This is a genomic window from Peribacillus sp. NPDC097284 (assembly GCF_044761765.1).
Taxonomy (GTDB): Bacteria; Bacillota; Bacilli; order Bacillales; family DSM-1321; genus Peribacillus.
In genome coordinates this window covers 25,445-46,897 of sequence record NZ_JBIWCZ010000004.1, presented here as the reverse complement: position 1 = coordinate 46,897, position 21,453 = coordinate 25,445, and the positions used below count along the sequence as shown (strand labels likewise).

The window sequence follows — 21,453 nt, the reverse complement described above, 5'->3', positions numbered from 1 at the left end:
TACCATCTAACAAACGGTGGTGCTGTTTTTATGAAGAGCACGAGCTACAGGAAGAACAACTCGAGGAATCAGATCCACTATCATGAACACTGCCATGACTGTCGGTACCTACATTTCCAGAATGGGAACCGTGAGCGGGATCGTCACCAAACAGATGCTTGAAGTCCGAATCACATGCATCCGCACTTGCATAAATGAAGTAAGCGGGTGCAGCATAATCCATTTGATTGTACCGTTTTTGCCAATCCACACTCCGTTCTGTGCGGTCACTTTTTATGAGGCCCGAGAACCTATCAAAAGTTTCTTCCGCTTCCACACTCGTCGGTTTTCGCATGTATTTTTCCTTTAACTGGTCAACTTCCAGTGTTTCGAAATCGTGGAGCAAGGAGGTTGCTTTATCATGTTTGAAGAACTTTCCCCAAGTTAGAATCGAGGGCGAATCAATAGTGAACAGCTGGACATAGTAAAAGTCGAACAGTGTCCGTTCCACTGGTTTAAAGACAGGCTCTGTGTGGGGATGATGTAGGATCATCTGGCCAAGGAAGTCCCGACAGAACCTATCATATTTCTGTTTATCATCCAGCATGATATGCCAGAGTTCATCGACGGTGGCATGAAACATTTCCATTTTACCGAACACGGCCGTCATGATGAAGTACCGTTTTAATTCCCGCCATAACTCGTTGACATTCCCCTGTGTATAACGTGGGTGTCTCATACGGAAATCGGTATTGACCTTTTCCATATACTCGATTTCCATGGCTTGATTTAGCTTTTCTATTAAGGCTTCCGATACGATAGCATTCCCGCCTATGTTCAACGTCTCCTCATACCTTCTCCGGAATTCTTGCTGATACCGTTCCATTCGAACCGGCTCACTTCTTCGCTTTACCAGGATAACCACAATGATCGCGAAAATGGCTGCAAGCATGACATAAAATAAGGTCATTTTTTCAATCCTCCTAGTCTATAGAACTCCTACATTAACACTATTTTACATTTTATGGGTTTGATTTATAAGGTATAAACGCATTTTATTTTCCTTGATATTCACGAACCAGGAAATAAGGTGGACATATCAGGCTTTAGTCCCTTTACGCACAGAGTAATTATTAGTATATTTTGGTAAAAGAGGGTTTATTTCCTTTTTGTATGTGGGTAGAGACAAGGGGAAAAGAAGAAAATCTTTTACTTTATTAAAAAGGGAGAGAACTATGAAAAAATCATTTGTTTTTATTCTGTATTCAGTCTATTCTCGTTTAATTTAGGGGCGGTTGGAGCCGCTACAGTTTCAGTTGAAAAGGGACCAGGCCTGAAAAGTCCTTTCGAGCGTGTACATAATCAGTCATACAAGAAGATGGCAAGTGAGTATCTCATTGAAAAAGAACCGAATAATACGATTAAAAAGTCTAACTCAATAAGCCTGAAACAATTTGGTTTGGGGATTTTCAATAAAGCGAACGATGTAGATTACTATAAAATCAAAGTGAAGCATTATGGTTTCTTATATGTGGTCGCTGCTACGGAGTTTAATAGTTCGCTAGATTTTTCTTTATATAATGCCAAGAATAAAGCGGTGAGCCTGGAAAGTTCCAACCGTGTAGATCAAGCGGATACTCAACTCTATTCCGTATCTCCGGGAACATATTATATTAAAGTGAAAGACACAGGGAGTTTAAAAAGCCAGGAAGAATACGCAGTAGGTGCAACCATGTCTGGGCCGACCATCAAAAAGGTCGGGGATAAGGATACAAAGATAAGCGGGGAAGCTGAACCGAATACCACAGTGTATGTGAAGGTCAATAATAAAGTTGTCAATAAAAAGGGAACAAAGATAAAAGCGAACGGCAAGTATTCTGTCACGATCGGTAAACAAAAAGCCGGAACGAAAGTCTCTGTTTGGTCTACAGGAACCGTGGGTGGCAAAGAGTACCAGACCACCCCGGTCAAAACGACGGTAAAAGACGTGACGGCACCCAAAACGCTTACAGTCAGCGCAGTGACGAGTTCAAGTAAATCGGTTTCCGGTAAAACAGAGGCCAAAGCAACCGTGCAGGTTAAAGTGGGATCCAAGGTTCTCGGAAAGGCGACAGCCGATAAAAATGGCAAATATAAAGTGACGATGAAAAAACAAAAGAAAAAGACAAAGTTATCGGTTGTGGCAACCGATAAGGCCGGAAATGCCAAAACGGTCAAAGTGACAGTGAAATGATAGAAGGGCCTTTCCCAATCTGGGAAAGGCCCTTTTCAAATGGATGGAGGAAAATGGGCAATAGGAGAAAAGCAGAAAAAGTGAACTACTGGTATAATAGCTATAAAGATAGTAGTAGGAGTGACGAAAACGTGTATTTAACAGTAGAGGAAACGGCTGATTATTTATCGGTGTCCATACCATATGTCGAAAGTTTAATCTTACAAGGGAAAATTAGAGTGGTGGATGACGGCGAGGGTGTAGTATTGATCTATAAGGACCAGTTCAAGACGCACTTTGAACAGCTGGAGAAATATAAAATGTTAGTCGAAGAATTGGCGAATGAACCGATTCCGGAAGATCTAGACATTAAGGACGAAGACTAAGCCTTCTTGATTGGGATGCATAATAGGTGCATCCCTTTTTTGTACCGGTTATAGTTAATACAAAGCCGGGGCTTTTGAGGGAGTCCGGGCAAGATATTTCAAATTATTATTTTTTGGAAGGTATTTGTAGTAGATTTCCTCCATTCCGTGTAAAATAATAAATACAAAGATAGATTACGGCAAAATGGTAGATAGGAGATAGGTAAGTGGTAAAAGAGTATTTACAAAGCGAAGGATTTTCAAGATTCATTACCTTACTTGTGCTGTTTTTATTTCTTGTAAGCATCGGAAGTATGGTCAATATCGTTTTATTCACATTTGTTTTCACTTTCCTGATGGGAAGGCTTGAACAGTTCATCATGCTTCATCTGAAAAAAGTGATGCCCATCAATTCCAAAGTGGTCATAAGTTTCATTTATATAGTGTTCATTGCTTCTTTAGCTATCGTCCTTTATAAGTACTTGCCGGTTATTACGACACAATTTACTGAGCTGATTACGCAGATTGTATTCTTCTTTCAACATCCGCCTGATAGCAAGGTCATTCAATATGCCATTAGTTTAATGAATGAACTTGAATCACCTCTGGATCTTCAAAAGCAGATGAATACGCTCTATCTTTATATATCTGACTTTGGAAAACTGGCGTTTCAAATCTTCATTTCTATACTGCTTAGCTTGTTTTTCTTGTTGGAAAAGGATAAAATCATCCGCTTCACTTCCAAGTTTAAGCGGGGGAAATTCAATTCCTTCTTCATTAATATTGGACATTTCGGTGTGAAGTTCGTTAACTCATTCGGAAAAGTCATTGAGGTTCAATTCCTAATTGCCATTACGAATGCCATTCTATCCGTTGCGTTCTTATGGATTCTTGGTTTTCCACAGTTAATTGGTTTGGGGATCATGATTTTCTTCCTTGGTTTGATTCCAGTGGCTGGGGTCATTATTTCCTTGATTCCACTAAGCATGATTGCCTATAGTATCGGAGGCATGCCAAAGGTCATTGCAGTGTTGATCATGATTGTGGTGATTCATGCGCTTGAAAGCTATATTTTGAACCCGAAATTCATGTCGGCCAAAACAAATCTTCCTACGTTCTTCACGTTTATGATCTTACTGTTTTCCGAACACTTCCTTGGAATTTGGGGATTGATCATCGGGATACCAATCTTTATCTTCCTATTGGATATGTTAGATATTGATGAAGAAACTAACCGTGCACTGGACGAACCATAATAAGCAGCAACCCTCTAAATGGGTGGTTGCTTATTTTTTTATATTCGTTTTCAATATAATTTTCTATTTTTTATGGAAAAAGAAGATGAATCGATTGCTCACATGTTCAAAGTCCATTATGATACTCGGTTTTGTCATTTACTGTAATAAACTTGTATTCTACTAAAGTTATTTTTTTACTTTTTATTGCATGAAAACTCAAAAAAACGTATACTATTTTTAAGCAAAAAATACTGAATAATCATTCAAGTCTAAATTATTAGACTATTTTGAGTGAGAGTTTACGGGAGAAAAGAGGGGATTATGTTGAAAAGGGTATCTGTATACATGTTGGTCGTGATATCTTCTTTGCTTTTGATCATGACAGGATGTGGCAAGGAAAAGGAAGTTTCCACTACAAGTGATGAAGGGCCGAAGGAAAAGACGCTTAGAATCGTGACGGATGCGGCATATGCGCCTTTTGAATACCTCGAAGGTGATAAAATCGTCGGATTCGATGTTGACTTTATCAATGCCGTAGCGAAGGAAGCTGGGTATAAAGTCGAGATTGAGCATGTAGGCTGGGATCCGATTTTTGTGGAGATTGAATCAAAAAGAGCAGATTTAGCTGTATCGGCAATTACAGTGAATGATGAAAGAAAACAATCGTATGATTTTTCGGTTCCTTATTTCCTTTCCACTAATAAAATCTTGGTTCCCGAAAAAAGTGATGTGGAATCGGGAGAAGATCTGAAAGGGAAGAAGATAGCTGTCCAAACAGGTACAACGGGTCAAGAAGCGGTGGAAGCCCTTCTTGGGAAAAACCATAAAGATATCAAGAAATTCGAGAATAATAACTTAGCCATTCAGGAATTGCTCAAGGGTGGGGCTGAAGCGGTCGTGGCGGATAATACGGTCGTTGAAGAGTACGTAAAAAATAATCCTGATCAAAAGTTGAAGGTCGTGGAAGACAGCAGCAGCTTTGAAGAGGAGTTTTATGGAGTCCTATTCCCTAAAGGCAGTGAGTTAAAGGCCGATTTCGATAAAGCGATCAATACCATGCTCGATAATGGCAAGTACGCCGAAATCTATAAAAAACAGTTTGGCACAGATCCAGATATCGAGACGGTAAAAGCACAACAATAATATAGGTTATGAGGAAAATTGCGTAACTTTACGTGTGAAGTTACGCAGTTTTTTTGGACTTTAGGAGGTACATAGAATGGGTTTTCGTTGGGATATTATTTTTGAATATGCGCCTTTCTTATTGAAGGGGACGTTGCTTACGATTGGTCTATCCGTTTCTTCGATTCTAATCGGGACGTTTCTAGGATTGCTGATTGGATTAGGGAAGATAGTAAGAAATAAATGGCTCGCCTTTCCATTTTACTGCTATGTCACGGTTTTCCGGGGGACACCATTATTGGTCCAAATCTTCTTGATCCACTTTGGGGTGGTTCCTTTCTTTACCGGCGAAACGAATGCCGTCGCAGCGGGAGTCATTGCACTGTCTTTAAATGCAGCGGCATATATTGCTGAAATATTCAGGGCCGGAATTCAATCCATTGATAAAGGACAAATGGAAGGGGCACGTTCTTTAGGTTTGACGCACACTCAATCCATGATTTCCGTTGTCCTTCCACAAGCATTCAAACGCATGATTCCTCCTCTAGGTAATGAATTCATCGTATTATTGAAAGATTCTTCCTTGGTTTGTGTCATTGCTGCCCCGGAATTGATGTATTGGGGAAAAGCGATGGGCAGTCAGTATTTTAAAGTATGGGAGCCATATTTGGCCTGTGCCTTCATCTATCTTTGCCTGACGCTTGTATTAAGTTTCGTACTAAATAGACTTGAAAGTAGGTTGAAAACAGAATGATCAAGGTGGAAAATTTAAATAAGTCATTTGGTGACAATGAGGTATTGAAGAATATCAGTGCAACCGTTGCCCCTCAGGAAGTCGTCGTGGTCATTGGTCCTTCGGGATCTGGAAAATCCACTTTCCTAAGATGCATCAATCAGCTTGAAACGATAACGGGTGGCCACATTTACATTGAGGGGCTTGATACGACGGATAAGAAAGTCGATATTAATAAAATCCGTACGGAAGTCGGCATGGTCTTTCAGCATTTTAACTTATTCCCGCATAAAACGGTTCTTGAAAATATCATGCTTGCGCCGATAAAAGTGCGTAAAGTTTCCAAGGAACAGGCAGCAAAGACGGGCATGGAATTGCTTAATAAGGTGGGTCTGTCGGATAAAGCGAACGCCTATCCCGACTCTTTGTCAGGAGGGCAAAAGCAACGTGTAGCCATTGCTAGGTCTCTGGCTATGGGCCCAAAGATCATGTTGTTTGATGAACCGACATCCGCTCTAGACCCGGAAATGGTCGGTGAAGTGCTCGAAGTCATGAAGCAACTGGCGAAAGAAGGCATGACGATGGTTGTGGTGACACATGAAATGGGATTTGCAAAAGAGGTTGGAGATCGAGTGATATTCATGGATGAAGGGTTAATCGTTGAGGAGAATGTGCCTAGCGAGATTTTTGACAACCCGCAGCAGGAAAGAACGAAGGCATTTTTGAGTAAAGTCCTTTGACGTATAGCTAAAGAAAAAAACCTTCCGAAAACGGGAGGTTTTTTTAGGAACATATCAGGGGGTATTATTTAATGTATGAAGCGCCTAAAAGTGATTCAGGGCTTTTACCGAGCACTAGCATACTGATTTTCGCATATCCAATATTTTCATTTTGGGAGAGGGTTTGTCGAAGAACCTCGATATTCGGATCATTCTTTAACTTTTGAACTTCCTCTTTATATAAAGTGATAACGGAGGGCATAACGAATTCAGGGGTGTATTCGTTAGGGTTTTCATCCATGATTAATGTGCCCATAAATTGATATTTAAATTGGAAAGCTCGTGTTAAGGCAACGACATGAAGCAGTTTTTTAAATAATTCGGGGTATGAATATTTAATTTTTTCCAACGCTTCTTCGGTTGCTTGTAACTCATCGACACTAGATAAAGTGATCATAAATATCTCCTTTCAGAAAATATCGATATATCGGTATTGCAGTGCTTTTTACTCACTACCAAGTCTAACTCGGCAAGTAAATAAAGTAAAATGGTTAGATGTTATCATGAAGATAACTCATATCTATGATAGTGCTTACATTATTTTCTTATTGAAGGTGTATGATCACTCTTTTTTAGCCAATGCTTCCTTTGTATATTTCAGCCATTCCTTTGCGGCGTATGAAAGGTATTGATCCTTACTCCAAATGAATGCCAAGTTCCAGCTCAGTGATGGATTTTTAACCTTAATGGTCTTAACACGACTATCCAACCGACAGAGGCTTTCTGGTAAAAGGGCGATGCCAAGCTTGCAGAAAACCATTTCTTCTATAAAGTCCCATCGAGAGCTTTCGGTAACGATGTGTGGAGAAAAACCTGATTCCTTACAAGATGAAATGATGAGGTCACGCAAAACATAATCCTTATTGAATAAGATAAAGGACTCATGTTGAAGATCTATCAAATCGATTTCATCCTCGGAAGCAAGTGGGTGAGAGGGATGAACGATCAACTTGATGTCTTCTTCTAAAAAGGCAAAATGGTGAAATAGAACGGTGTTGGTCGGCAGGACGATTACGCCTATATCCAGTTGGTCATTTTGAACGGACTCTTCAATTTTTTTTGAACCATCTTCAACCAATTGAAAGGTGATATTGGGATAATCCTCATGAAAACGGCTAAGAATTCGGGGGAAGAAAGAGGCATCGATAATCGGGGGTAAACCGATTCGTATATGTCCCTTTTTAAGGCCTAATAAATTATCCATTTCTGTTTCCAAGTTATGAAAGGCTTTATCGATCAATTTTGCCTGCTCTAATACGACCCGACCGGCATCGGTCAGAGCGAGTTGCTTGCGGGAACGATCGAAAAGTTCAACCCCAAGTTCGGTTTCCAGGTTCTTGATCATTTTACTGATGGTCGGCTGAGTAATGAATAAATGATCGGCTGCCCGAGTGAAACTGTTAAAATTAGTCACTTCTATGAAGTATTGTAAATGCTTAATATCCATCGCTTCACCTGCTTATCTCTTCAAAGTACTTTCATTTTACCCATAGAAATAAGGGTTTGTAAAATAAGAATCTCTTTGCCGTTTACATCCTATTGTCAAGCTAGCAGAAAAGCTGGTCTCAAGGAGCCCAGCTTTTTTGAAAACGAGTCGTACTATGTAATCACTTAACCAATAAGACGGGTACCGGGGAGTTCTGCACGATATAATGACTGACGCTTCCCAGGAATTCCTTGAACCCGCTTAAGCCGCGGCTACCCATGATGATAAGGTCGCAGTTTTGGGATTTCGCATGTTCCAATAACGTTTTGATGGCGGAGCCTTCCACGACAAATGTCTGGGTTTTATTCGGAATTTCCGATAATAGCGCATCCGCTTTTGAGATGACTTCTTCTCCATACTTCAGCATGGATTCCTCGATTTCTTGAAAAGCGTTTCCATATATACTTGGATGAATCGGTAGCGTTACAGCGTGTATCGCATGAATTTCAATGGCTGGATCCAGCTTGGCTAATTCAATCGCTTTTTCCAAAGACTTGAGAGCTAATTCAGATTCGTCATAGGCAACTAGTATTTTCGAGCAGATCATGTTGATCCATCCCTTCATTTACAAGAATATATCTTTAGTATAACAGGTAAAACGACCCTTTTCTTTTGATTTCATGAAATTTTATGAATATTTGTTGAAGTTTACGTTAACGTCAATGGTAAGATAAAGGTAAATAATCCCTTTGTAAAGTGTGGTTATAGGATGTACACGATTTCTGAGTTAGCCAAAGAGTTTGAATTGACGACGAGGACGCTGCGTTACTATGAGGAATTAGGCATGCTAAAGCCGAGGCGGACCGAAACAGGGAACAGAGTATATGGAAAGAAAGAATTCGCACAGCTTAAAATCATCATGCGTGGCAAGAAGTATGGGTTCTCTTTAGATGAAATAAAAGACATTGTGGTCCTTTTCGAGCAGGACAGAACAGGGGTCAAGCAACTGGAGAGAACGATAGAAAAAGCGGGACAGAAATTAGAAGAAATCAATGAACGAATGAGGGAACTTGATGAATTGAAGCGGGATTTTGAATATATGATCCATGATTTTAAGAAAACCCTTCATAACTTGAAGGTTGAATCATAAGCTTCAAAAACAAAGGGAAAGAGGTGGAGGACTTGAATATTCAAGAGACAGTGGCAGTAGTGACAGGTGGGGCTTCAGGACTGGGTGAGGCAACGGTGCGAAACATCATCCATAAAGGCGGGAAAGCGATCATCCTTGATCTCTCGGAAGAAAAAGGGGCCAGGCTGGTCGAGGAATTAGGGGATTCCGTCCTGTTCATTAAAACGGATGTGACGCAAGAGGATAGTGTCCAAGCCGCCATGGACCAAGGAATCGAAACATTCGGGACGATTAACACGGTCGTCAATTGTGCGGGGATTGCCATTGCCGAGAAGGTCGTTAGCCGAAAAGGCACACATGAATTGAAAGCGTTCTCAAAAGTGGTGACGGTCAACTTAATCGGCACGTTTAATGTCATACGTCTCGCAGCGGAGAAAATGGTTCATAATCCGATGAATGAAGAGGGCGAACGGGGCGTGATCATTAATACGGCTTCCGTAGCTGCCTTTGAAGGCCAAATCGGGCAGGCTGCTTATAGTGCCTCAAAAGGGGGAATCGTCTGCATGACCTTACCGATAGCAAGGGATCTTGCTTCTTTTGGCATTCGGGTCGTCTCGATTGCACCTGGCTTATTTCATACACCGATGTTCGATTCGCTTCCGGAAGAAGCGAGGACATCCCTTGGGAAAACGGTACCGTTCCCATCAAGGCTCGGGTATCCAAACGAATACGCGAAGCTAACGGAAAGCATCATAACCAACCCGATGCTGAATGGGGAAACGATCCGGCTGGACGGGGCCATCAGGATGTCACCAAGGTGACCATGACACCCGAGTAATGATAGAAGAAGAGAAAAGAAAGAGGAGCGAGAACAGATGAAGCATTCTTACTTAACAGAAGATCACGAGATTTTCCGTAAATCATTACGGAAGTTTTTAGAGAAAGAAGCGGTTCCACATTATGAAAAGTGGGAAGAAGAGCGACTCATCCCACGGTCATTCTGGGAGAAGATGGGCGAGCAAGGCTTTCTCTGTCCTGATCTTGATGAAGAGTTTGGTGGGTCAGGAGTCGATTGGGGCTTTGGGGTCATCATCAATGAAGAACTGGAAAGGGTGGGCTCGGGATTAATCGGTTTCGGGCTTCATAGCGATATTACGGTACCCTATCTTTCCGCCTATGGAACCGAGGAACAAAAAAGGCGCTGGCTTCCTGCATGTACGACAGGGGAAAGGATTACGGCTATCGCCATGACGGAACCGGGGACGGGATCGGATTTGGCCAATATTAAAACGACGGCGACTTTGGATGGAGATCATTATGTTCTTAACGGGCAAAAGACATTCATCACAAATGGCATCCATGCTGATTTGATTATCGTAGCTTGTAAAACCGATCCAAATGCTGTTCCGAAGCATAAAGGCGTTTCATTGATCGTAGTGGAACGAGATGCACCCGGGTTCTCACGGGGAAGGAAGTTGAAAAAGCTTGGCCTGCATTGTCAGGATACAGCAGAGCTCATTTTCGAGGATTGCCGGGTGCCAAAGGAAAACCTGCTTGGTGAAGAAGGCAAGGGATTCACCTATTTAATGGAGAAACTGCAACAGGAACGCCTTGTGGTCGCAATCTGTGCCCAAGCTGCATCGGAGGACATGCTTGCGGATACAATCGAATACGTGAAAAGCCGTGAAGCATTCGGCAAATCGGTGAGCCAGTTCCAGAACACGCAGTTTAAAATAGCCGAGATGGCAACGGAAATCAAAATGGGCCGAGCTTTTCTGGACCAACTGATTGCAAACCATATGGCAGGGGAAAACGTGGTCACTGAAGTGTCGATGGCGAAATGGAGATTGACGGAAACCGCCAGGAAAATCTCCACGGAATGTATGCAACTTCACGGTGGCTATGGCTATATGGAAGAATACAAGATTGCTAGGCGCTACCGGGATATACCTGTAGCAAGCATTTACGCAGGAACCAATGAAATTATGAAAAAAATCATAGCTAAGAATCTTGGCCTCTAAAAAAGAATGGAAGGGAAGCGATTAGATGCGTGAAGTGGTTATTGTTGAGGGGATCCGTACACCGGTTGGCAGAAGGAATGGGGTCCTGTGGGACTTTCGTCCTGACGAATTAGCTGGAGAAGTGTTAAGGAAACTGGTTGAAAAAGCAGGAATCGACCCAGCCATCGTTGAAGATGTCATTTTAGGCTGTGTAACACAGGCCGGGGAGCAGGCTGGAGATATTGCCCGTGTGGCTGCCTTGATTGCCGGTTATCCGATTGAAGTGCCAGGAACGACCATCGACCGTCAATGCGGATCAAGCCAGCAGGCTGTCCACTTCGCTTCCCAAGCCATCCTATCAGGCGATATGGATGTGGTCGTAGCGGGTGGTGTGGAAAATATGTCCCGTGTTCCGATGGGATTCAATTACCAAGGGGCGACTACGAGCCAAAAGTATGTTGATAAATATGAGGTGATCAACCAAGGACTCTCAGCTGAACGAATCGCCGAAAAGTGGAAAATCACACGCGAGGAATGTGATGCATTTTCTGTTGAAAGCCATGAGAGGGCAATACGCGCGCAAAAAGAGGGCTATTTTGACCGTGAAATCATTTCCGTTACAGGTAGGGATAAAGAAGGCAACCCGATTGACGTCACGGCAGATCACGGACCAAGAGCTGGAACGACGGTTGAGGTCCTATCTGGATTGAAACCCGTTTTTAAAGAAGATGGTCTGATCCATGCCGGGAACTCGAGCCAGATCAGCGACGGGGCTGCGGCCTTACTGTTGATGGAGAGAAGTAAGGCAGAAGAACTTGGTTTGAAACCACGTTTTAAAGTGCATACGCGGGTGGTTGTCGGCTCAGATCCGACATTGATGTTGACGGGTCCGATTCCGGCTACGCAAAAGGCTTTGGAAAAGTCGGGTCTTTCCATTGATGATATCGATATCTTTGAAGTGAATGAGGCGTTTGCACCTGTACCCCTGGCTTGGTTGAAGGAAACGGGCGCAGACCCGCAGAAGCTGAATCCAAACGGAGGGGCGATTGCCCTGGGACATCCCCTTGGCGGAAGCGGTGCCCGCCTGATGGTATCCATGATGCATGAACTGGAAAGGACAGGCGGCCGTTATGGACTGCAAACGATGTGTGAAGGGCATGGGATGGCCAATGCAACAATCATCGAAAGGTTGAGTAATCGGTAAATTCACGTGAAGGTCAAGTTTGGATGAAGTAGAAAGCTGTCATCATCAGGAATCCCCCGGATGATGGCAGGTATTTGAGGAGGAAAAAAGATGTCGGTTACGATTAACACCCTATTCGATCAGACGGTTCAAAAATTCCCCATTAAAGAAGCTATCTACGACGTGAGAAGGAATGCCCGATATACATACATCCAGTGGAACGACAAGGTGAATAGACTGGCGGCTGCGCTCCAAGCAGAAGGTGTCCAAAAAGGAGACCGGGTTTCTACTTATTTATATAATAATGAAGAACTGGCCACCGCGTTTTTTGCCTGTGCCAAGATTGGGGCTGTCTTTAATCCGATTAACTTTCGATTGATGGCGGAAGAGCTGGCCTTCATCATCAGTGATGCAAAGCCAAAGGTGCTGATCTTCGAGGAGGAGTTGCAATCGTCCGTGGCGGCGATTGAAAAACGTTTTCCAAGCATTGCTTTCTGGTTCATTGATAAGAAAGTTCCTAGCTATGCCAAGAGTTATCAGGAAAAACTGATCCATGCATCTTCCACACCGGTTGATGTAGCCGTGGATGAAAATGATGTCTATGCCATCATGTATACGAGCGGGACGACAGGAAGACCTAAGGGAGTGATCCATCTTCATAAGGATATGGTCGAGCAGTCAGCCATAATAACAGAGGCGATGAGATATGAAAGTCAAGACGTCGGTTTGATTACCGCACCCATGTTCCATTGTGCTGAATTGCACTGTTCATTTTTACCACGCGTTCAGGTCGGAGCTAAGAATGTGATTATGCATCAGTTCAATCCCAAGCTGGCACTTGAGCTGATCGAAGCGGAAGGAATCACCAAACTATTCGCAGCCCCGACGATGTGGAACATGCTGCTTCAGGAGAACCTGGAGAACTATAATATTCAAAGCCTCAAGCTTGGATTGTACGGGGCAGCCCCAATGGCCCCGACGCTTGTGCTCGCTTGCCAGGAAAAACTGGGCATCCAGTTCATCCAGGCTTACGGGATGACCGAAATGGGTCCAGCCATCACCTTGCTGCTGGAAGACGACCAAATCCGGAAAGCCGGTTCAGCCGGCCAGGCATGCCGTGGCCATGAAATCGTCATTGCCCGTCCGAATGAAGATGGGCCAGCGGATCCCGATGATGCCATGGGTCCTGGGGAAACTGGGGAAATCCTCGTGAAAGGACCTTGCATCATGCAAGGGTACTTTCAAAGAGAGCCAGAGACCCAAAAAGCGCTTCATAAAGGGTGGTACCATTCCGGGGATATCGGTTTCCTTGATGAAGACGGTTTTCTATGGGTCAAGGACCGGGTGGATGATATGATCATTTCGGGTGGCGAGAACGTTTACCCTCGTGAAGTGGAAGATACCCTCTATGAACATCGGGGGGTTCTCGACTGTGCCGTGCTCGGTCAACCAGATGATAAATGGGGAGAAACGGTGACGGCGTTTATCGTGGCGAAAGATCCATCGTTAACTGAGAAGGATTTAGAGGATTGGTGCAGGAATAGCATAACGCTAGCTAACTATAAGCGTCCACGACGATATATTTTCTGTGAGGAGCTGCCGCGAAACGCAAGTGGCAAAATCCAAAAATTCATGCTTCGCAAACAGTTGGAAGAGAACGTCGTGGAAGAACAATAATTTGAGGATTCCCCTTAAAATAAAAATCCGAGTGGCCGATAAAATAAAGGACAACATGAGAAAACATAATGGGGGGAACAAATTGAGTAAGTCATTTCGAATTGCATGGCATGCGGTCGTCGATGAACATTCCATTCTCGAAGGACGCAGTTTAGTGAATGCCGAAAGCGATCAAGCTGCCGCAAGCAAATTGGTTTATGAAAAATCCACAGAATACCGTCTAAGGCAACAATGGGTGATGATCGATTCATTAGTTGAATTAGTGAATGAATAAGAAAAGGAGACTCCAGTCATAGGAGTCTCCTTTTAAATGTTATCCACATGTAAAAAGCTTACGATTCAAGGAATATAGCTTGTTATCCACATTATCCACAGAGTTATCCATAATTTACATTATTTTCATATAATCAAGAGGTGTCGTATTACCCATTATTTATCGGTATATTCAGAAAATATCCACAATATTAACAGGGCTGTGGATAAGATGGTGTGTATAAGAAGGAGGCTGTTGAAAAAACAGCCTCCTCTAAACGCTATGATTTACGGTTATGGGCCCGGCGGTCAGCGGCATTGGCGCGCGCTTGAGCCTCCATATCATCTTGGTCGGCTAGTTCGGTAGAAAATTCGACATCAATTCCGTCACTTTTAAGGTTTTTAGGTACCTGTGGCAGTTTTTGTTTGTTTTTATCCCGATTATGGTGAATGTTATTTCGTCCCATGTTAGCGCCCCCTCGATGAAAGTAAATAAGCTGGAAATGATTTGATTTAAATCATCTCCAGCTTATTGTGTGTTGAATGGTAGATCATCATGTACGGAAAAAAGCGCCAAACTTAACGACGGGGTTTCTTTTCTGTAAAACCGCCGGCTCGATCTGCTTGTTTGAATTCGCGAGAGTAAGTGATCTCTTGCATGCTTGTTAGGAAACTTTTTTCTTTATCCGTTTTTTTCGCCATTTAGATCATCTCCAATTCATGTGATAATCCTATTTTTTCCCAAATAACTTCAATCATACATGTAAAATATCTTCTAGGGCCATTTTAAGAGTGGGAAAGGAGAATGTGAATTCCTCCTTCATTAGTTTGCTTGGTAGGACCTTTTGCCCTTCAAGGACCAGGATGCTCATTTCGCCGAGTGCGGTTTTTAGAAGGAATGGAGGGACCGGGAACCAGTGAGGCCGTTTCATGACGGCGCCAATCGTTTTACCGAACGTATCCATTTGAACGGGGTTTGGCGCTGTGAAATTGACTGGTCCCTGGATATTCTTTTCCTTCATGCAAAAAGAAACCGCACGGGCGACGTCTTGAATATGAATCCAGGAAAGCCATTGGGTACCTTTGCCGATTTTTCCACCGCCGAAAAGTTTGTAGGGAAGGGTCATCATGGGGAGTGCCCCTTTTTTTTTCCCCAGGATTACGCCAAATCTTGTGAGGACGACACGTTCGCAGTAGGGGCTTGATTTCATCGCCTCTTTTTCCCATAGCTTGACGGTGCGGGCCAGAAAGTCCTCCCCGATGGAATCCGATTCCTCTGTAAAGGTTTCCTGGTCGGATATGCCATAGTATCCCACTGCGCTGGCATTGATCAGGCACGGGATTTTTTTCGGAAGCTTGGAGAGGATCCGGTTCATTTCCTTGGAAGTCTCGACCCGGCTTTCGACAATCGTCCGTTTCCGTTCCTGTGTCCAACGACCGCTATTTAATGACTCCCCGGCTAGGTTGATGAACACATCAAGATCTTCCAACTGTCTCTCAGGGCTTGATCCTGCGCTTAGCCAGCCTACGTAATGAATATGCTCTTGCTTATCATATTTATCTGGATGCCTGGTCAATATATATAATTCATGATTTTCTTTTAATAATTCGTCAATAAGGGCAGTGCCGACAAAACCGCTTCCCCCGGCAATGGCTATTTTCATGAAAATCACATCCTTTTTCTGTCTTTCCTTCACTGTAACACGCTCGGGTTCTTTTTTCATTTTTGGACGTGCTTGTCTAGAAAAGGTTCACAGAAACGGGTAAAGTAAGAAGGGGGTGGAAAGTATGCCGAACATAACGAAAATAACGACCCAAAAGAAAAGGACAGACCGTTACAATATATTTGTCGATGAAAAATATGCGTTCAGTGTGGACGAAGAGGTCCTTCTGAAGTTTCAGTTGAAAAAAGGCACGGTACTCGATGATTTGCTTCTTGCCGAAGTGCAGTTTCATGATGAAATACAAAAGGCGTTTACCGATGCCCTCCATTATTTATCCTACCGCATGCGTTCAGAATCGGAAGTCCGCCTGTATTTAAAAAAGAAGGATATCGAAGAACCGATTATAAAAGAAGCGATACATAAGCTGTACAGCTTTCACTATCTCGACGATCTCGATTTTGCCAAGGCATATGTCCGGACGCATGTGAACGGTGGCAATAAAGGACCAATCACGCTAAAGCAGGAGCTGAAGGAAAAAGGGATTCAGGATAAGCTGATCGAACAAGCTTTGTTGGAATACCCCCACGAGATTCAAGTGGAGCATGCAAGAAAGCTTGCCGAAAAGTCGATCAGGAAAGAAAAGAATATCTCGGAACGGGCATTACAGCAAAAAGTGGAACAAACATTAGCCCGTAAAGGATATCCCCGGGACATCATACACGAGGCCTTGGAAGAGGTGGGCGTGGAAAAAGACGAGGATGAGCAATGGACCTCGCTTACGCATCATGCCGAAAAACTTCAACGCCGTTACCGGAACTATGAAGGCTTTGAGTATAAGCAGAAGATGAAGCAGGCACTATATCGAAAAGGGTTCCCCATCGAATTGATCGACCGCTATTTGAACGATTCTGATGTCGATTAAGGTACATGCATAGCCAAAACGCATAATTTTGTTTAATATAGAAGTACATATTATTAATTAAGGAGCCTTATATATGAGCGAGGTAAGATATAGCACGATGTCGGATTACGAGCTGCAGCAAGAAATTGCCACACTGACGGAAAAGGCGAGAAAAGCCGAGCAACTGGGAATGGTCAACGAATATTCCGTATTGGAACGGAAAGTGACCATGGCTAAAGCCTATCTGTTAAATCCGGATGATTTTAAAAAAGGTGAAATTTATCAAGTTGAAGGCGACCCAGGTGTCTACTTCAAAATTGATTATATGAATGGCGTTTTTGCCTGGGGATACCGTTTAGGTGGAAGTGGGAAAGAGGAAGCGTTGCCCATTTCGATGTTGAAATAAAAAAAGGAATCGTGACGAACCCGATTCCTTTTGGTAGTATCTTTATTCCGTTCTTTCGCTTGAAGCTTTCATACGTTCTTGTGGATGTGTATTGATGCTGCCATCCGCCCGTTTTGAAGCATATCTCGCCTTTGCGCGAGGTTCGCCTTGGAATTTATTATTGTTTTGGTTAGGAAAACCTTTTTGTTTATTTCTCAAGTTTTTCTCCTCCAAGCATTAGAATAAGTAAAAAAGTGTTTCTGTTCTCTACTAGTATGGGTAAGGAACAGTAAAATTCAGTCTGTAAAAATATTGGCAACGGGGTGGTTTAGATGAATGATTACCATGAAAGATTAACCAAGATTTTGCTCGAGAAAAATGATCACATAACGTATGAGCAGGCTCTAACTTGGGTTGAATTATTATGGGAAGATTTCGAGGCGACCTATGCGAAAGCGGGACATGAATATGCGGGCGAAGAAATGACATCACGAGTTGTCCAGACTTGGATCGACAACTACGGGGAACGATTCCACGAATTCATTGCAAAAAATCCTAAATATAAGCATTTACTGGATCAACAGAACCAAATTCATTAAAAAAAGCTGATTCCATTGGGGATTTCCCCCTCGGAATCAGCCTTTTTTTCTTATGAAGGTACTACAAAATGATATTCAATTTCTTCTTGAGTTTCGCTTCACTAAAAATCCAGCCGGTAAATGAATTCAAGATATTCAAGTCATCGTCTAAATGAACAACGGCGACAAAAGGATAATAACCGTTGCTGCGGTACCTTAAATCGATGAACCGGACTTCATAATAATCCTTGTTCTGCTCAATTTCCCATCTGTAGACGGGGGAAAAAGAGAGAAAGGCTGCCAAATTGATATCATGCTTGGCGGCTTCAAGAACTTTGCTTTCAGGAAGCGGGATTCGATCAAACGTATCAAGAATCGTCACGTAGCCTCGATCAGCCCGGGCCACATAATAATGCTTTTCGGCAGTCACGGCTATTCTCCAGCGGTGATAGCTCATCGTTGGTGATAAGAGAATTTTCCGGGCACCGGGAATCTGCTGTCTAACTGCCCTCTTTACGAATGCTCTTTCCCTGAAACGGGCGAGATAATAAAGAACGAGTATGGCATACATCGTCAGAAATAGATAACCAGGGGGAAAACCATATCCCCATAATATCAAGCCGCCAACATGGATCCCGAAGATGAACGGGTCGAACGTATTGATGACCCCGAGTGCCACCCAATTCGAGGAAATGGGCCGTAGCGCCTGTGTCCCATAGGCGTTGAAGATATCGACGAAAACATGCAGGAATACGGCCAGAAATGTCCATAGCCATAAATGAAGGTAATTCGTTTCAGGCATGATCATGTAAAGGGTGCCACTAATAAGCAGGGGCCAAAGTAACACGGCAGGAATCGAATGCGTGATTCCCCGGTGATTTCGTATATAAACAGCGTTATTTTTTAATTTTAGAATGGTGTCGATGTCAGGAGCTTGCGAACCCAAAACCGTACCAGCCATTACTGCACTGAAAGTAATGGGGCTTTGCGCAATAACAGGATCTAATGTGGCAAGTCCTCCAAGAGCAATCCCCATGACAAAGTGAGTGCCTGTATCCAAAGCAAAACCTCCCTGCCACAATATAGAAAAATATGTCTTCTTTCCATCATACCGTATTTATATATTATCAATCAAATGAATATATTTGACTTTCTTACCTTGCCCCTTACAATAAAACGAAATGAGTGCCTGTTAAAAAAGAATGCCCATTATGGTGTATTCCCTTTTTTAATAAGAGTTAACATCTTTGGAGGAACAAAATGGCGAAAGAAATAATGATCCCAACCATAGAAAAAGTAAATATTGAAGCGTTTCAGAAAGATTTGGTCAACTGGTTCCTTGAAGAACAAAGGGATTTGCCATGGCGTGAAAATAAGGATCCATACAGGGTATGGGTTTCTGAAATCATGCTGCAGCAAACCAGGGTGGATACCGTCATCCCGTATTTTAACCGGTTTATGGACTGGTTCCCCACTCTTGGTGAATTCGCGGTTGCCGATGAGGAAAAGGTATTAAAAGCGTGGGAAGGCCTTGGTTATTATTCAAGGGTCCGCAATCTGCATAGTGCTGTCCAGGAAGTCCAAGCATCCTATAATGGGATTGTCCCGGATAGCCCGGAGGAAATCTCGAAACTGAAGGGTGTCGGACCTTATACGGCCGGAGCGATCCTAAGCATTGCCTATGGAAAGCCAGAACCGGCCGTCGATGGAAATGTCATGCGTGTGTTGTCCCGGATCTTGATGATCTATGAAGACATCGCTAAGCCGAAGACGAGGAAAACCTTCGAGGTCGCCGTACGCAAGCTAATCGATCCCAATCATACGTCTGAGTTCAATCAGGCCCTGATGGAACTGGGTGCACTCATTTGCACGCCAGGCAAGCCAGCCTGCCTGTTATGCCCTGTACAAAGCCATTGCCTGGCATTTGAGGAGGGAGTACAGTCAGAGCTGCCGGTCAAGATCCAAAAGAAAAAGTCGCGTGACGTACCAATCGTTGCTGCGATTTTGACGAATGAAAAAGGTGAATTCCTCATTCACAAGCGGGCGTCGGAAGGATTGCTTGCGAACCTTTGGGAATACCCGAACTTCGAGATTCACACAACCCTTCAACATAAACGGGAATTTTTTGAGGCGCGTTTTCTTGAGACTTACGGTAGCAAACCGGAACTAATCGATTCGCTCGTCAAAATTGAACATGTCTTTTCCCATCTGGTATGGAAGATGGATACGTATACCGGAGTGGTGAAGGAACCAATCGGTGATGACATCTTAGCGGAAAATCAGCTGAAGTGGGTGAGTAAAGAGGCGATGGAGGAATTTGCATTTCCAGTCTCTCACCAAAAGATGATGAAAGCCTATAACGATAGGGGCTAATTCAATTTTGCCTTATGAAGAAAAAACTGCTTAACGTAAATATATTTTAGAATGAACTCAACAAAGAAGATGCCGAAAAGCTTTGCTTTCGGCATCTTTCATTAAATTCAAGTCAATCGTAGGTTGTCTCGGTACCATGAGTGTAATCGGCTTCCTGTCTTTTCAGCCCGCCTCTTCTTTCGATTTCTTGAACGATTTCCTTATGGATACTCTGTCCTTCTTGGTTCAAATAAGGTACCATTTGTTGAAGGGAGTGATGAAAATAGGCAAGCTCGCTATTTTCCCAATCCGATTTCTCCATCATGGACAACTCTGTCATATCTCGTCCAACATACATAGACACACACTCCTTTTTTATTCGTTATACTTTAATGTTCACTCAGAAAGGATGGAATAAACATATGGAACAAAAAGTAGCACTCGTTACAGGTAGCAGTAAGGGTCTAGGAAGAAGCACGGCATTACGGCTTGCAAAAGAAGGGTACGACCTTGTTATTAATTATGCCCGGAGCAAGTCCAAAGCATTAGAAGTAGCTGCTGAAATCGAAGCCATGGGGCGGAAAGCGCTTGTCGTAAAGGCCAATGTCGGCGATGTCGCAAAAGTGAAGAACATGTTCGCCGAAATCGATGCCCATTACGGGCGTTTGGATGTTTTCATCAATAATGCGGCATCTGGCGTACAGCGTCCTTTAATGGAGCTTGAAGAAACACATTGGGACTGGACCATGGATATCAATACGAAAGCCCTTCTATTTTGTGCCCAGGAAGCGGCAAAGTTAATGGAAAGGAACGGCGGAGGTAAAATTGTCAGCATCAGTTCACTCGGTTCGATCCGATATCTGAAAAACTATACCGCAGTCGGAGTATCAAAAGCTGCACTCGAAGCATTGACAAGGTATTTGGCCGTGGAATTGGCTTCAAGAAACATTTGCGTCAATGCGGTTTCAGGCGGTGTCATTGATACGGATGCCTTAAAGTCATTCCCAAACCGCGAACAAATGCTTGCGGAAGCCGCTGAACAAACACCTGCAGGACGGATGGTCGAAGTGGAGGATATGGTGAATACGATTCTCTTCTTGATAGCGGACGAATCAAGCATGATCCGTGGGCAAACGATCATCGTCGATGGCGGAATTTCCCTGCTCGTCTAAGTAATTGGTAAAAATTAGCCGGATAGACCACGGTGATGATGGATATCTTATTACCGTGGAGGTGATATCAATGGCTAATTACAACAACAAAACACAATCAGGTACTGACATCCAACAAGTTAAAAAACAAAACGCGCAATCTCAACAAGGCCAAGGCCAATACGGTACAGAGTTTGCGAGTGAAACAAATGTACAAGATGTGAAACAGCAAAATCAAAAATCCCAAAGCAAAAAAAGCCAAGGGTAATTGAACTCCAACCACGACCAGGCATCCTTCTTATGAAGGGTGCCTTTTTATTGTGATCA

At 43.2% G+C, this 21,453-nt stretch carries 28 protein-coding genes; 18 read left to right on the top strand and 10 right to left on the bottom strand.

Features of this window, described 5'->3' with window-relative positions; translation table 11 throughout:
* Positions 1–28: 28 nt before the first annotated feature.
* Positions 29–949, bottom strand: a complete 921-nt coding sequence (locus ACIQXU_RS10155) for a glycine-rich domain-containing protein (protein WP_402988878.1) — start codon at positions 947–949, stop codon at positions 29–31.
* 408 nt (positions 950–1,357) lie between these two features.
* Between ACIQXU_RS10155 and ACIQXU_RS10150 the strand changes: the two genes are divergently transcribed.
* The 6 genes from ACIQXU_RS10150 to ACIQXU_RS10125 all read left to right on the top strand — a co-directional run bounded on the left by ACIQXU_RS10150 (position 1,358) and on the right by ACIQXU_RS10125 (position 6,389).
* Entirely contained in the window at positions 1,358–2,212 is an 855-nt protein-coding gene (locus tag ACIQXU_RS10150; RefSeq protein ID WP_402988875.1) for an Ig-like domain-containing protein, read from the top strand.
* Positions 2,213–2,343: 131 nt separating this feature from the next.
* On the top strand, positions 2,344–2,577 hold the full coding sequence (locus ACIQXU_RS10145) for an excisionase family DNA-binding protein (RefSeq protein ID WP_402871471.1): 234 nt from the start codon (positions 2,344–2,346) through the stop codon (positions 2,575–2,577).
* Between the two features lie 206 nt (positions 2,578–2,783).
* Entirely contained in the window at positions 2,784–3,812 is a 1,029-nt protein-coding gene (locus ACIQXU_RS10140; protein WP_402871469.1) for an AI-2E family transporter, read from the top strand.
* A gap of 306 nt (positions 3,813–4,118) precedes the next feature.
* Positions 4,119–4,937, top strand: coding sequence for a basic amino acid ABC transporter substrate-binding protein (locus tag ACIQXU_RS10135; RefSeq protein ID WP_402988872.1), 819 nt, complete (start codon positions 4,119–4,121; stop codon positions 4,935–4,937).
* A 76-nt stretch (positions 4,938–5,013) separates the two neighbouring features.
* Positions 5,014–5,670: an amino acid ABC transporter permease gene (locus tag ACIQXU_RS10130; RefSeq protein WP_402871465.1), complete on the top strand. Its 657-nt coding sequence runs from the start codon at positions 5,014–5,016 to the stop codon at positions 5,668–5,670.
* Complete coding sequence (locus ACIQXU_RS10125; protein ID WP_402871463.1) at positions 5,667–6,389, top strand: amino acid ABC transporter ATP-binding protein; 723 nt, start codon at positions 5,667–5,669, stop codon at positions 6,387–6,389. The genes ACIQXU_RS10130 and ACIQXU_RS10125 overlap by 4 nt, the downstream gene beginning before the upstream one ends.
* A 64-nt stretch (positions 6,390–6,453) precedes the next feature.
* Here ACIQXU_RS10125 and ACIQXU_RS10120 read toward each other — a convergent pair whose 3' ends face one another.
* The 3 genes from ACIQXU_RS10120 to ACIQXU_RS10110 form a co-directional block, all read right to left on the bottom strand.
* Complete coding sequence (locus ACIQXU_RS10120) at positions 6,454–6,825, bottom strand: hypothetical protein (RefSeq protein WP_402959312.1); 372 nt, start codon at positions 6,823–6,825, stop codon at positions 6,454–6,456.
* 165 nt (positions 6,826–6,990) lie between these two features.
* On the bottom strand, positions 6,991–7,875 hold the full coding sequence (gene cidR / locus ACIQXU_RS10115) for a cidABC operon transcriptional activator CidR (protein WP_402871459.1): 885 nt from the start codon (positions 7,873–7,875) through the stop codon (positions 6,991–6,993).
* A 160-nt stretch (positions 7,876–8,035) separates the two neighbouring features.
* Positions 8,036–8,461: a universal stress protein gene (locus ACIQXU_RS10110; protein ID WP_402871457.1), complete on the bottom strand. Its 426-nt coding sequence runs from the start codon at positions 8,459–8,461 to the stop codon at positions 8,036–8,038.
* Positions 8,462–8,623: 162 nt separating this feature from the next.
* Here ACIQXU_RS10110 and ACIQXU_RS10105 point away from each other — a divergent pair, with 162 nt between their 5' ends.
* The 6 genes from ACIQXU_RS10105 to ACIQXU_RS10080 all read left to right on the top strand — a co-directional run bounded on the left by ACIQXU_RS10105 (position 8,624) and on the right by ACIQXU_RS10080 (position 14,117).
* Positions 8,624–9,004: a MerR family transcriptional regulator gene (locus tag ACIQXU_RS10105; protein WP_402959310.1), complete on the top strand. Its 381-nt coding sequence runs from the start codon at positions 8,624–8,626 to the stop codon at positions 9,002–9,004.
* 32 nt (positions 9,005–9,036) lie between these two features.
* Complete coding sequence (locus ACIQXU_RS10100; RefSeq protein ID WP_402988869.1) at positions 9,037–9,804, top strand: 3-hydroxyacyl-CoA dehydrogenase; 768 nt, start codon at positions 9,037–9,039, stop codon at positions 9,802–9,804.
* Between the two features lie 54 nt (positions 9,805–9,858).
* A complete protein-coding gene (locus ACIQXU_RS10095; protein ID WP_402988866.1) occupies positions 9,859–11,004 on the top strand; it encodes an acyl-CoA dehydrogenase family protein in 1,146 nt (381 codons plus the stop codon).
* Between the two features lie 25 nt (positions 11,005–11,029).
* Positions 11,030–12,187 (top strand): thiolase family protein, encoded by a 1,158-nt coding sequence (locus ACIQXU_RS10090; RefSeq protein WP_402988863.1) that lies wholly within the window; start codon positions 11,030–11,032, stop codon positions 12,185–12,187.
* 90 nt (positions 12,188–12,277) lie between these two features.
* The gene (locus tag ACIQXU_RS10085; protein WP_402988860.1) at positions 12,278–13,843 is read left to right on the top strand and encodes a fatty acid--CoA ligase; all 1,566 of its coding nucleotides are present in this window, start codon (positions 12,278–12,280) and stop codon (positions 13,841–13,843) included.
* A gap of 82 nt (positions 13,844–13,925) precedes the next feature.
* On the top strand, positions 13,926–14,117 hold the full coding sequence (locus ACIQXU_RS10080; RefSeq protein WP_402871442.1) for a hypothetical protein: 192 nt from the start codon (positions 13,926–13,928) through the stop codon (positions 14,115–14,117).
* A 259-nt stretch (positions 14,118–14,376) separates the two neighbouring features.
* Here ACIQXU_RS10080 and ACIQXU_RS10075 read toward each other — a convergent pair whose 3' ends face one another.
* The 3 genes from ACIQXU_RS10075 to ACIQXU_RS10065 all read right to left on the bottom strand — a co-directional run bounded on the left by ACIQXU_RS10075 (position 14,377) and on the right by ACIQXU_RS10065 (position 15,759).
* The gene (locus ACIQXU_RS10075) at positions 14,377–14,562 is read right to left on the bottom strand and encodes a YfhD family protein (RefSeq protein ID WP_402871439.1); all 186 of its coding nucleotides are present in this window, start codon (positions 14,560–14,562) and stop codon (positions 14,377–14,379) included.
* 112 nt (positions 14,563–14,674) lie between these two features.
* A complete protein-coding gene (locus ACIQXU_RS10070; RefSeq protein WP_402871438.1) occupies positions 14,675–14,797 on the bottom strand; it encodes a YfhE family protein in 123 nt (40 codons plus the stop codon).
* Between the two features lie 53 nt (positions 14,798–14,850).
* Entirely contained in the window at positions 14,851–15,759 is a 909-nt protein-coding gene (locus ACIQXU_RS10065; protein ID WP_402989386.1) for a TIGR01777 family oxidoreductase, read from the bottom strand.
* Between the two features lie 124 nt (positions 15,760–15,883).
* Here ACIQXU_RS10065 and recX point away from each other — a divergent pair, with 124 nt between their 5' ends.
* Both recX and ACIQXU_RS10055 read left to right on the top strand, forming a co-directional pair.
* Positions 15,884–16,681: a recombination regulator RecX gene (recX, locus tag ACIQXU_RS10060; RefSeq protein ID WP_402871436.1), complete on the top strand. Its 798-nt coding sequence runs from the start codon at positions 15,884–15,886 to the stop codon at positions 16,679–16,681.
* 73 nt (positions 16,682–16,754) lie between these two features.
* Complete coding sequence (locus ACIQXU_RS10055) at positions 16,755–17,066, top strand: YfhH family protein (RefSeq protein WP_402871434.1); 312 nt, start codon at positions 16,755–16,757, stop codon at positions 17,064–17,066.
* 42 nt (positions 17,067–17,108) lie between these two features.
* Here the strand turns inward: ACIQXU_RS10055 and ACIQXU_RS10050 are convergent, their stop codons facing one another.
* The gene (locus ACIQXU_RS10050; RefSeq protein WP_402871431.1) at positions 17,109–17,264 is read right to left on the bottom strand and encodes a small, acid-soluble spore protein K; all 156 of its coding nucleotides are present in this window, start codon (positions 17,262–17,264) and stop codon (positions 17,109–17,111) included.
* Positions 17,265–17,377: 113 nt separating this feature from the next.
* Here ACIQXU_RS10050 and ACIQXU_RS10045 point away from each other — a divergent pair, with 113 nt between their 5' ends.
* Positions 17,378–17,644 carry a YfhJ family protein gene (locus ACIQXU_RS10045; RefSeq protein WP_402871428.1) on the top strand — a complete coding sequence of 89 codons (267 nt, stop codon included), beginning with the start codon at positions 17,378–17,380 and terminating at the stop codon, positions 17,642–17,644.
* A 61-nt stretch (positions 17,645–17,705) separates the two neighbouring features.
* Here the strand turns inward: ACIQXU_RS10045 and ACIQXU_RS10040 are convergent, their stop codons facing one another.
* Positions 17,706–18,683, bottom strand: coding sequence for a metal-dependent hydrolase (locus ACIQXU_RS10040; RefSeq protein ID WP_402871425.1), 978 nt, complete (start codon positions 18,681–18,683; stop codon positions 17,706–17,708).
* A 200-nt stretch (positions 18,684–18,883) separates the two neighbouring features.
* Between ACIQXU_RS10040 and mutY the strand changes: the two genes are divergently transcribed.
* A complete protein-coding gene (gene mutY, locus ACIQXU_RS10035) occupies positions 18,884–19,996 on the top strand; it encodes an A/G-specific adenine glycosylase (protein WP_402871422.1) in 1,113 nt (370 codons plus the stop codon).
* Between the two features lie 112 nt (positions 19,997–20,108).
* Here mutY and ACIQXU_RS10030 read toward each other — a convergent pair whose 3' ends face one another.
* Complete coding sequence (locus tag ACIQXU_RS10030) at positions 20,109–20,333, bottom strand: hypothetical protein (RefSeq protein WP_402871421.1); 225 nt, start codon at positions 20,331–20,333, stop codon at positions 20,109–20,111.
* Positions 20,334–20,397: 64 nt separating this feature from the next.
* On the opposite strand from ACIQXU_RS10030, the gene fabL reads away from it, so the two are divergent.
* Positions 20,398–21,147: an enoyl-[acyl-carrier-protein] reductase FabL gene (gene fabL, locus ACIQXU_RS10025; RefSeq protein WP_402988857.1), complete on the top strand. Its 750-nt coding sequence runs from the start codon at positions 20,398–20,400 to the stop codon at positions 21,145–21,147.
* Between the two features lie 70 nt (positions 21,148–21,217).
* Positions 21,218–21,394, top strand: a complete 177-nt coding sequence (locus ACIQXU_RS10020; RefSeq protein WP_402988854.1) for a gamma-type small acid-soluble spore protein — start codon at positions 21,218–21,220, stop codon at positions 21,392–21,394.
* The last annotated feature ends 59 nt before the right edge of the window (positions 21,395–21,453 follow it).

Excerpts from the sequence above, each read along its gene's own strand:
- ACIQXU_RS10155 (WP_402988878.1), bottom strand. The coding sequence starts at position 949 with ATGACCTTATTTTATGTCATGCTTGCAGCCATTTTCGCGATCATTGTG.
- ACIQXU_RS10150 (WP_402988875.1), top strand. The coding sequence starts at position 1,358 with ATGGCAAGTGAGTATCTCATTGAAAAAGAACCGAATAATACGATTAAA.
- ACIQXU_RS10130 (WP_402871465.1), top strand. The coding sequence starts at position 5,014 with ATGGGTTTTCGTTGGGATATTATTTTTGAATATGCGCCTTTCTTATTG.
- ACIQXU_RS10125 (WP_402871463.1), top strand. The coding sequence starts at position 5,667 with ATGATCAAGGTGGAAAATTTAAATAAGTCATTTGGTGACAATGAGGTA.
- ACIQXU_RS10120 (WP_402959312.1), bottom strand. The coding sequence starts at position 6,825 with ATGATCACTTTATCTAGTGTCGATGAGTTACAAGCAACCGAAGAAGCG.
- cidR (WP_402871459.1), bottom strand. The coding sequence starts at position 7,875 with ATGGATATTAAGCATTTACAATACTTCATAGAAGTGACTAATTTTAAC.
- ACIQXU_RS10110 (WP_402871457.1), bottom strand. The coding sequence starts at position 8,461 with ATGATCTGCTCGAAAATACTAGTTGCCTATGACGAATCTGAATTAGCT.
- ACIQXU_RS10105 (WP_402959310.1), top strand. The coding sequence starts at position 8,624 with ATGTACACGATTTCTGAGTTAGCCAAAGAGTTTGAATTGACGACGAGG.
- ACIQXU_RS10095 (WP_402988866.1), top strand. The coding sequence starts at position 9,859 with ATGAAGCATTCTTACTTAACAGAAGATCACGAGATTTTCCGTAAATCA.
- ACIQXU_RS10090 (WP_402988863.1), top strand. The coding sequence starts at position 11,030 with ATGCGTGAAGTGGTTATTGTTGAGGGGATCCGTACACCGGTTGGCAGA.
- ACIQXU_RS10085 (WP_402988860.1), top strand. The coding sequence starts at position 12,278 with ATGTCGGTTACGATTAACACCCTATTCGATCAGACGGTTCAAAAATTC.
- ACIQXU_RS10075 (WP_402871439.1), bottom strand. The coding sequence starts at position 14,562 with ATGGGACGAAATAACATTCACCATAATCGGGATAAAAACAAACAAAAA.
- ACIQXU_RS10070 (WP_402871438.1), bottom strand. The coding sequence starts at position 14,797 with ATGGCGAAAAAAACGGATAAAGAAAAAAGTTTCCTAACAAGCATGCAA.
- ACIQXU_RS10065 (WP_402989386.1), bottom strand. The coding sequence starts at position 15,759 with ATGAAAATAGCCATTGCCGGGGGAAGCGGTTTTGTCGGCACTGCCCTT.
- recX (WP_402871436.1), top strand. The coding sequence starts at position 15,884 with ATGCCGAACATAACGAAAATAACGACCCAAAAGAAAAGGACAGACCGT.
- ACIQXU_RS10055 (WP_402871434.1), top strand. The coding sequence starts at position 16,755 with ATGAGCGAGGTAAGATATAGCACGATGTCGGATTACGAGCTGCAGCAA.
- ACIQXU_RS10045 (WP_402871428.1), top strand. The coding sequence starts at position 17,378 with ATGAATGATTACCATGAAAGATTAACCAAGATTTTGCTCGAGAAAAAT.
- mutY (WP_402871422.1), top strand. The coding sequence starts at position 18,884 with ATGGCGAAAGAAATAATGATCCCAACCATAGAAAAAGTAAATATTGAA.
- ACIQXU_RS10030 (WP_402871421.1), bottom strand. The coding sequence starts at position 20,333 with ATGTATGTTGGACGAGATATGACAGAGTTGTCCATGATGGAGAAATCG.
- fabL (WP_402988857.1), top strand. The coding sequence starts at position 20,398 with ATGGAACAAAAAGTAGCACTCGTTACAGGTAGCAGTAAGGGTCTAGGA.
- ACIQXU_RS10020 (WP_402988854.1), top strand. The coding sequence starts at position 21,218 with ATGGCTAATTACAACAACAAAACACAATCAGGTACTGACATCCAACAA.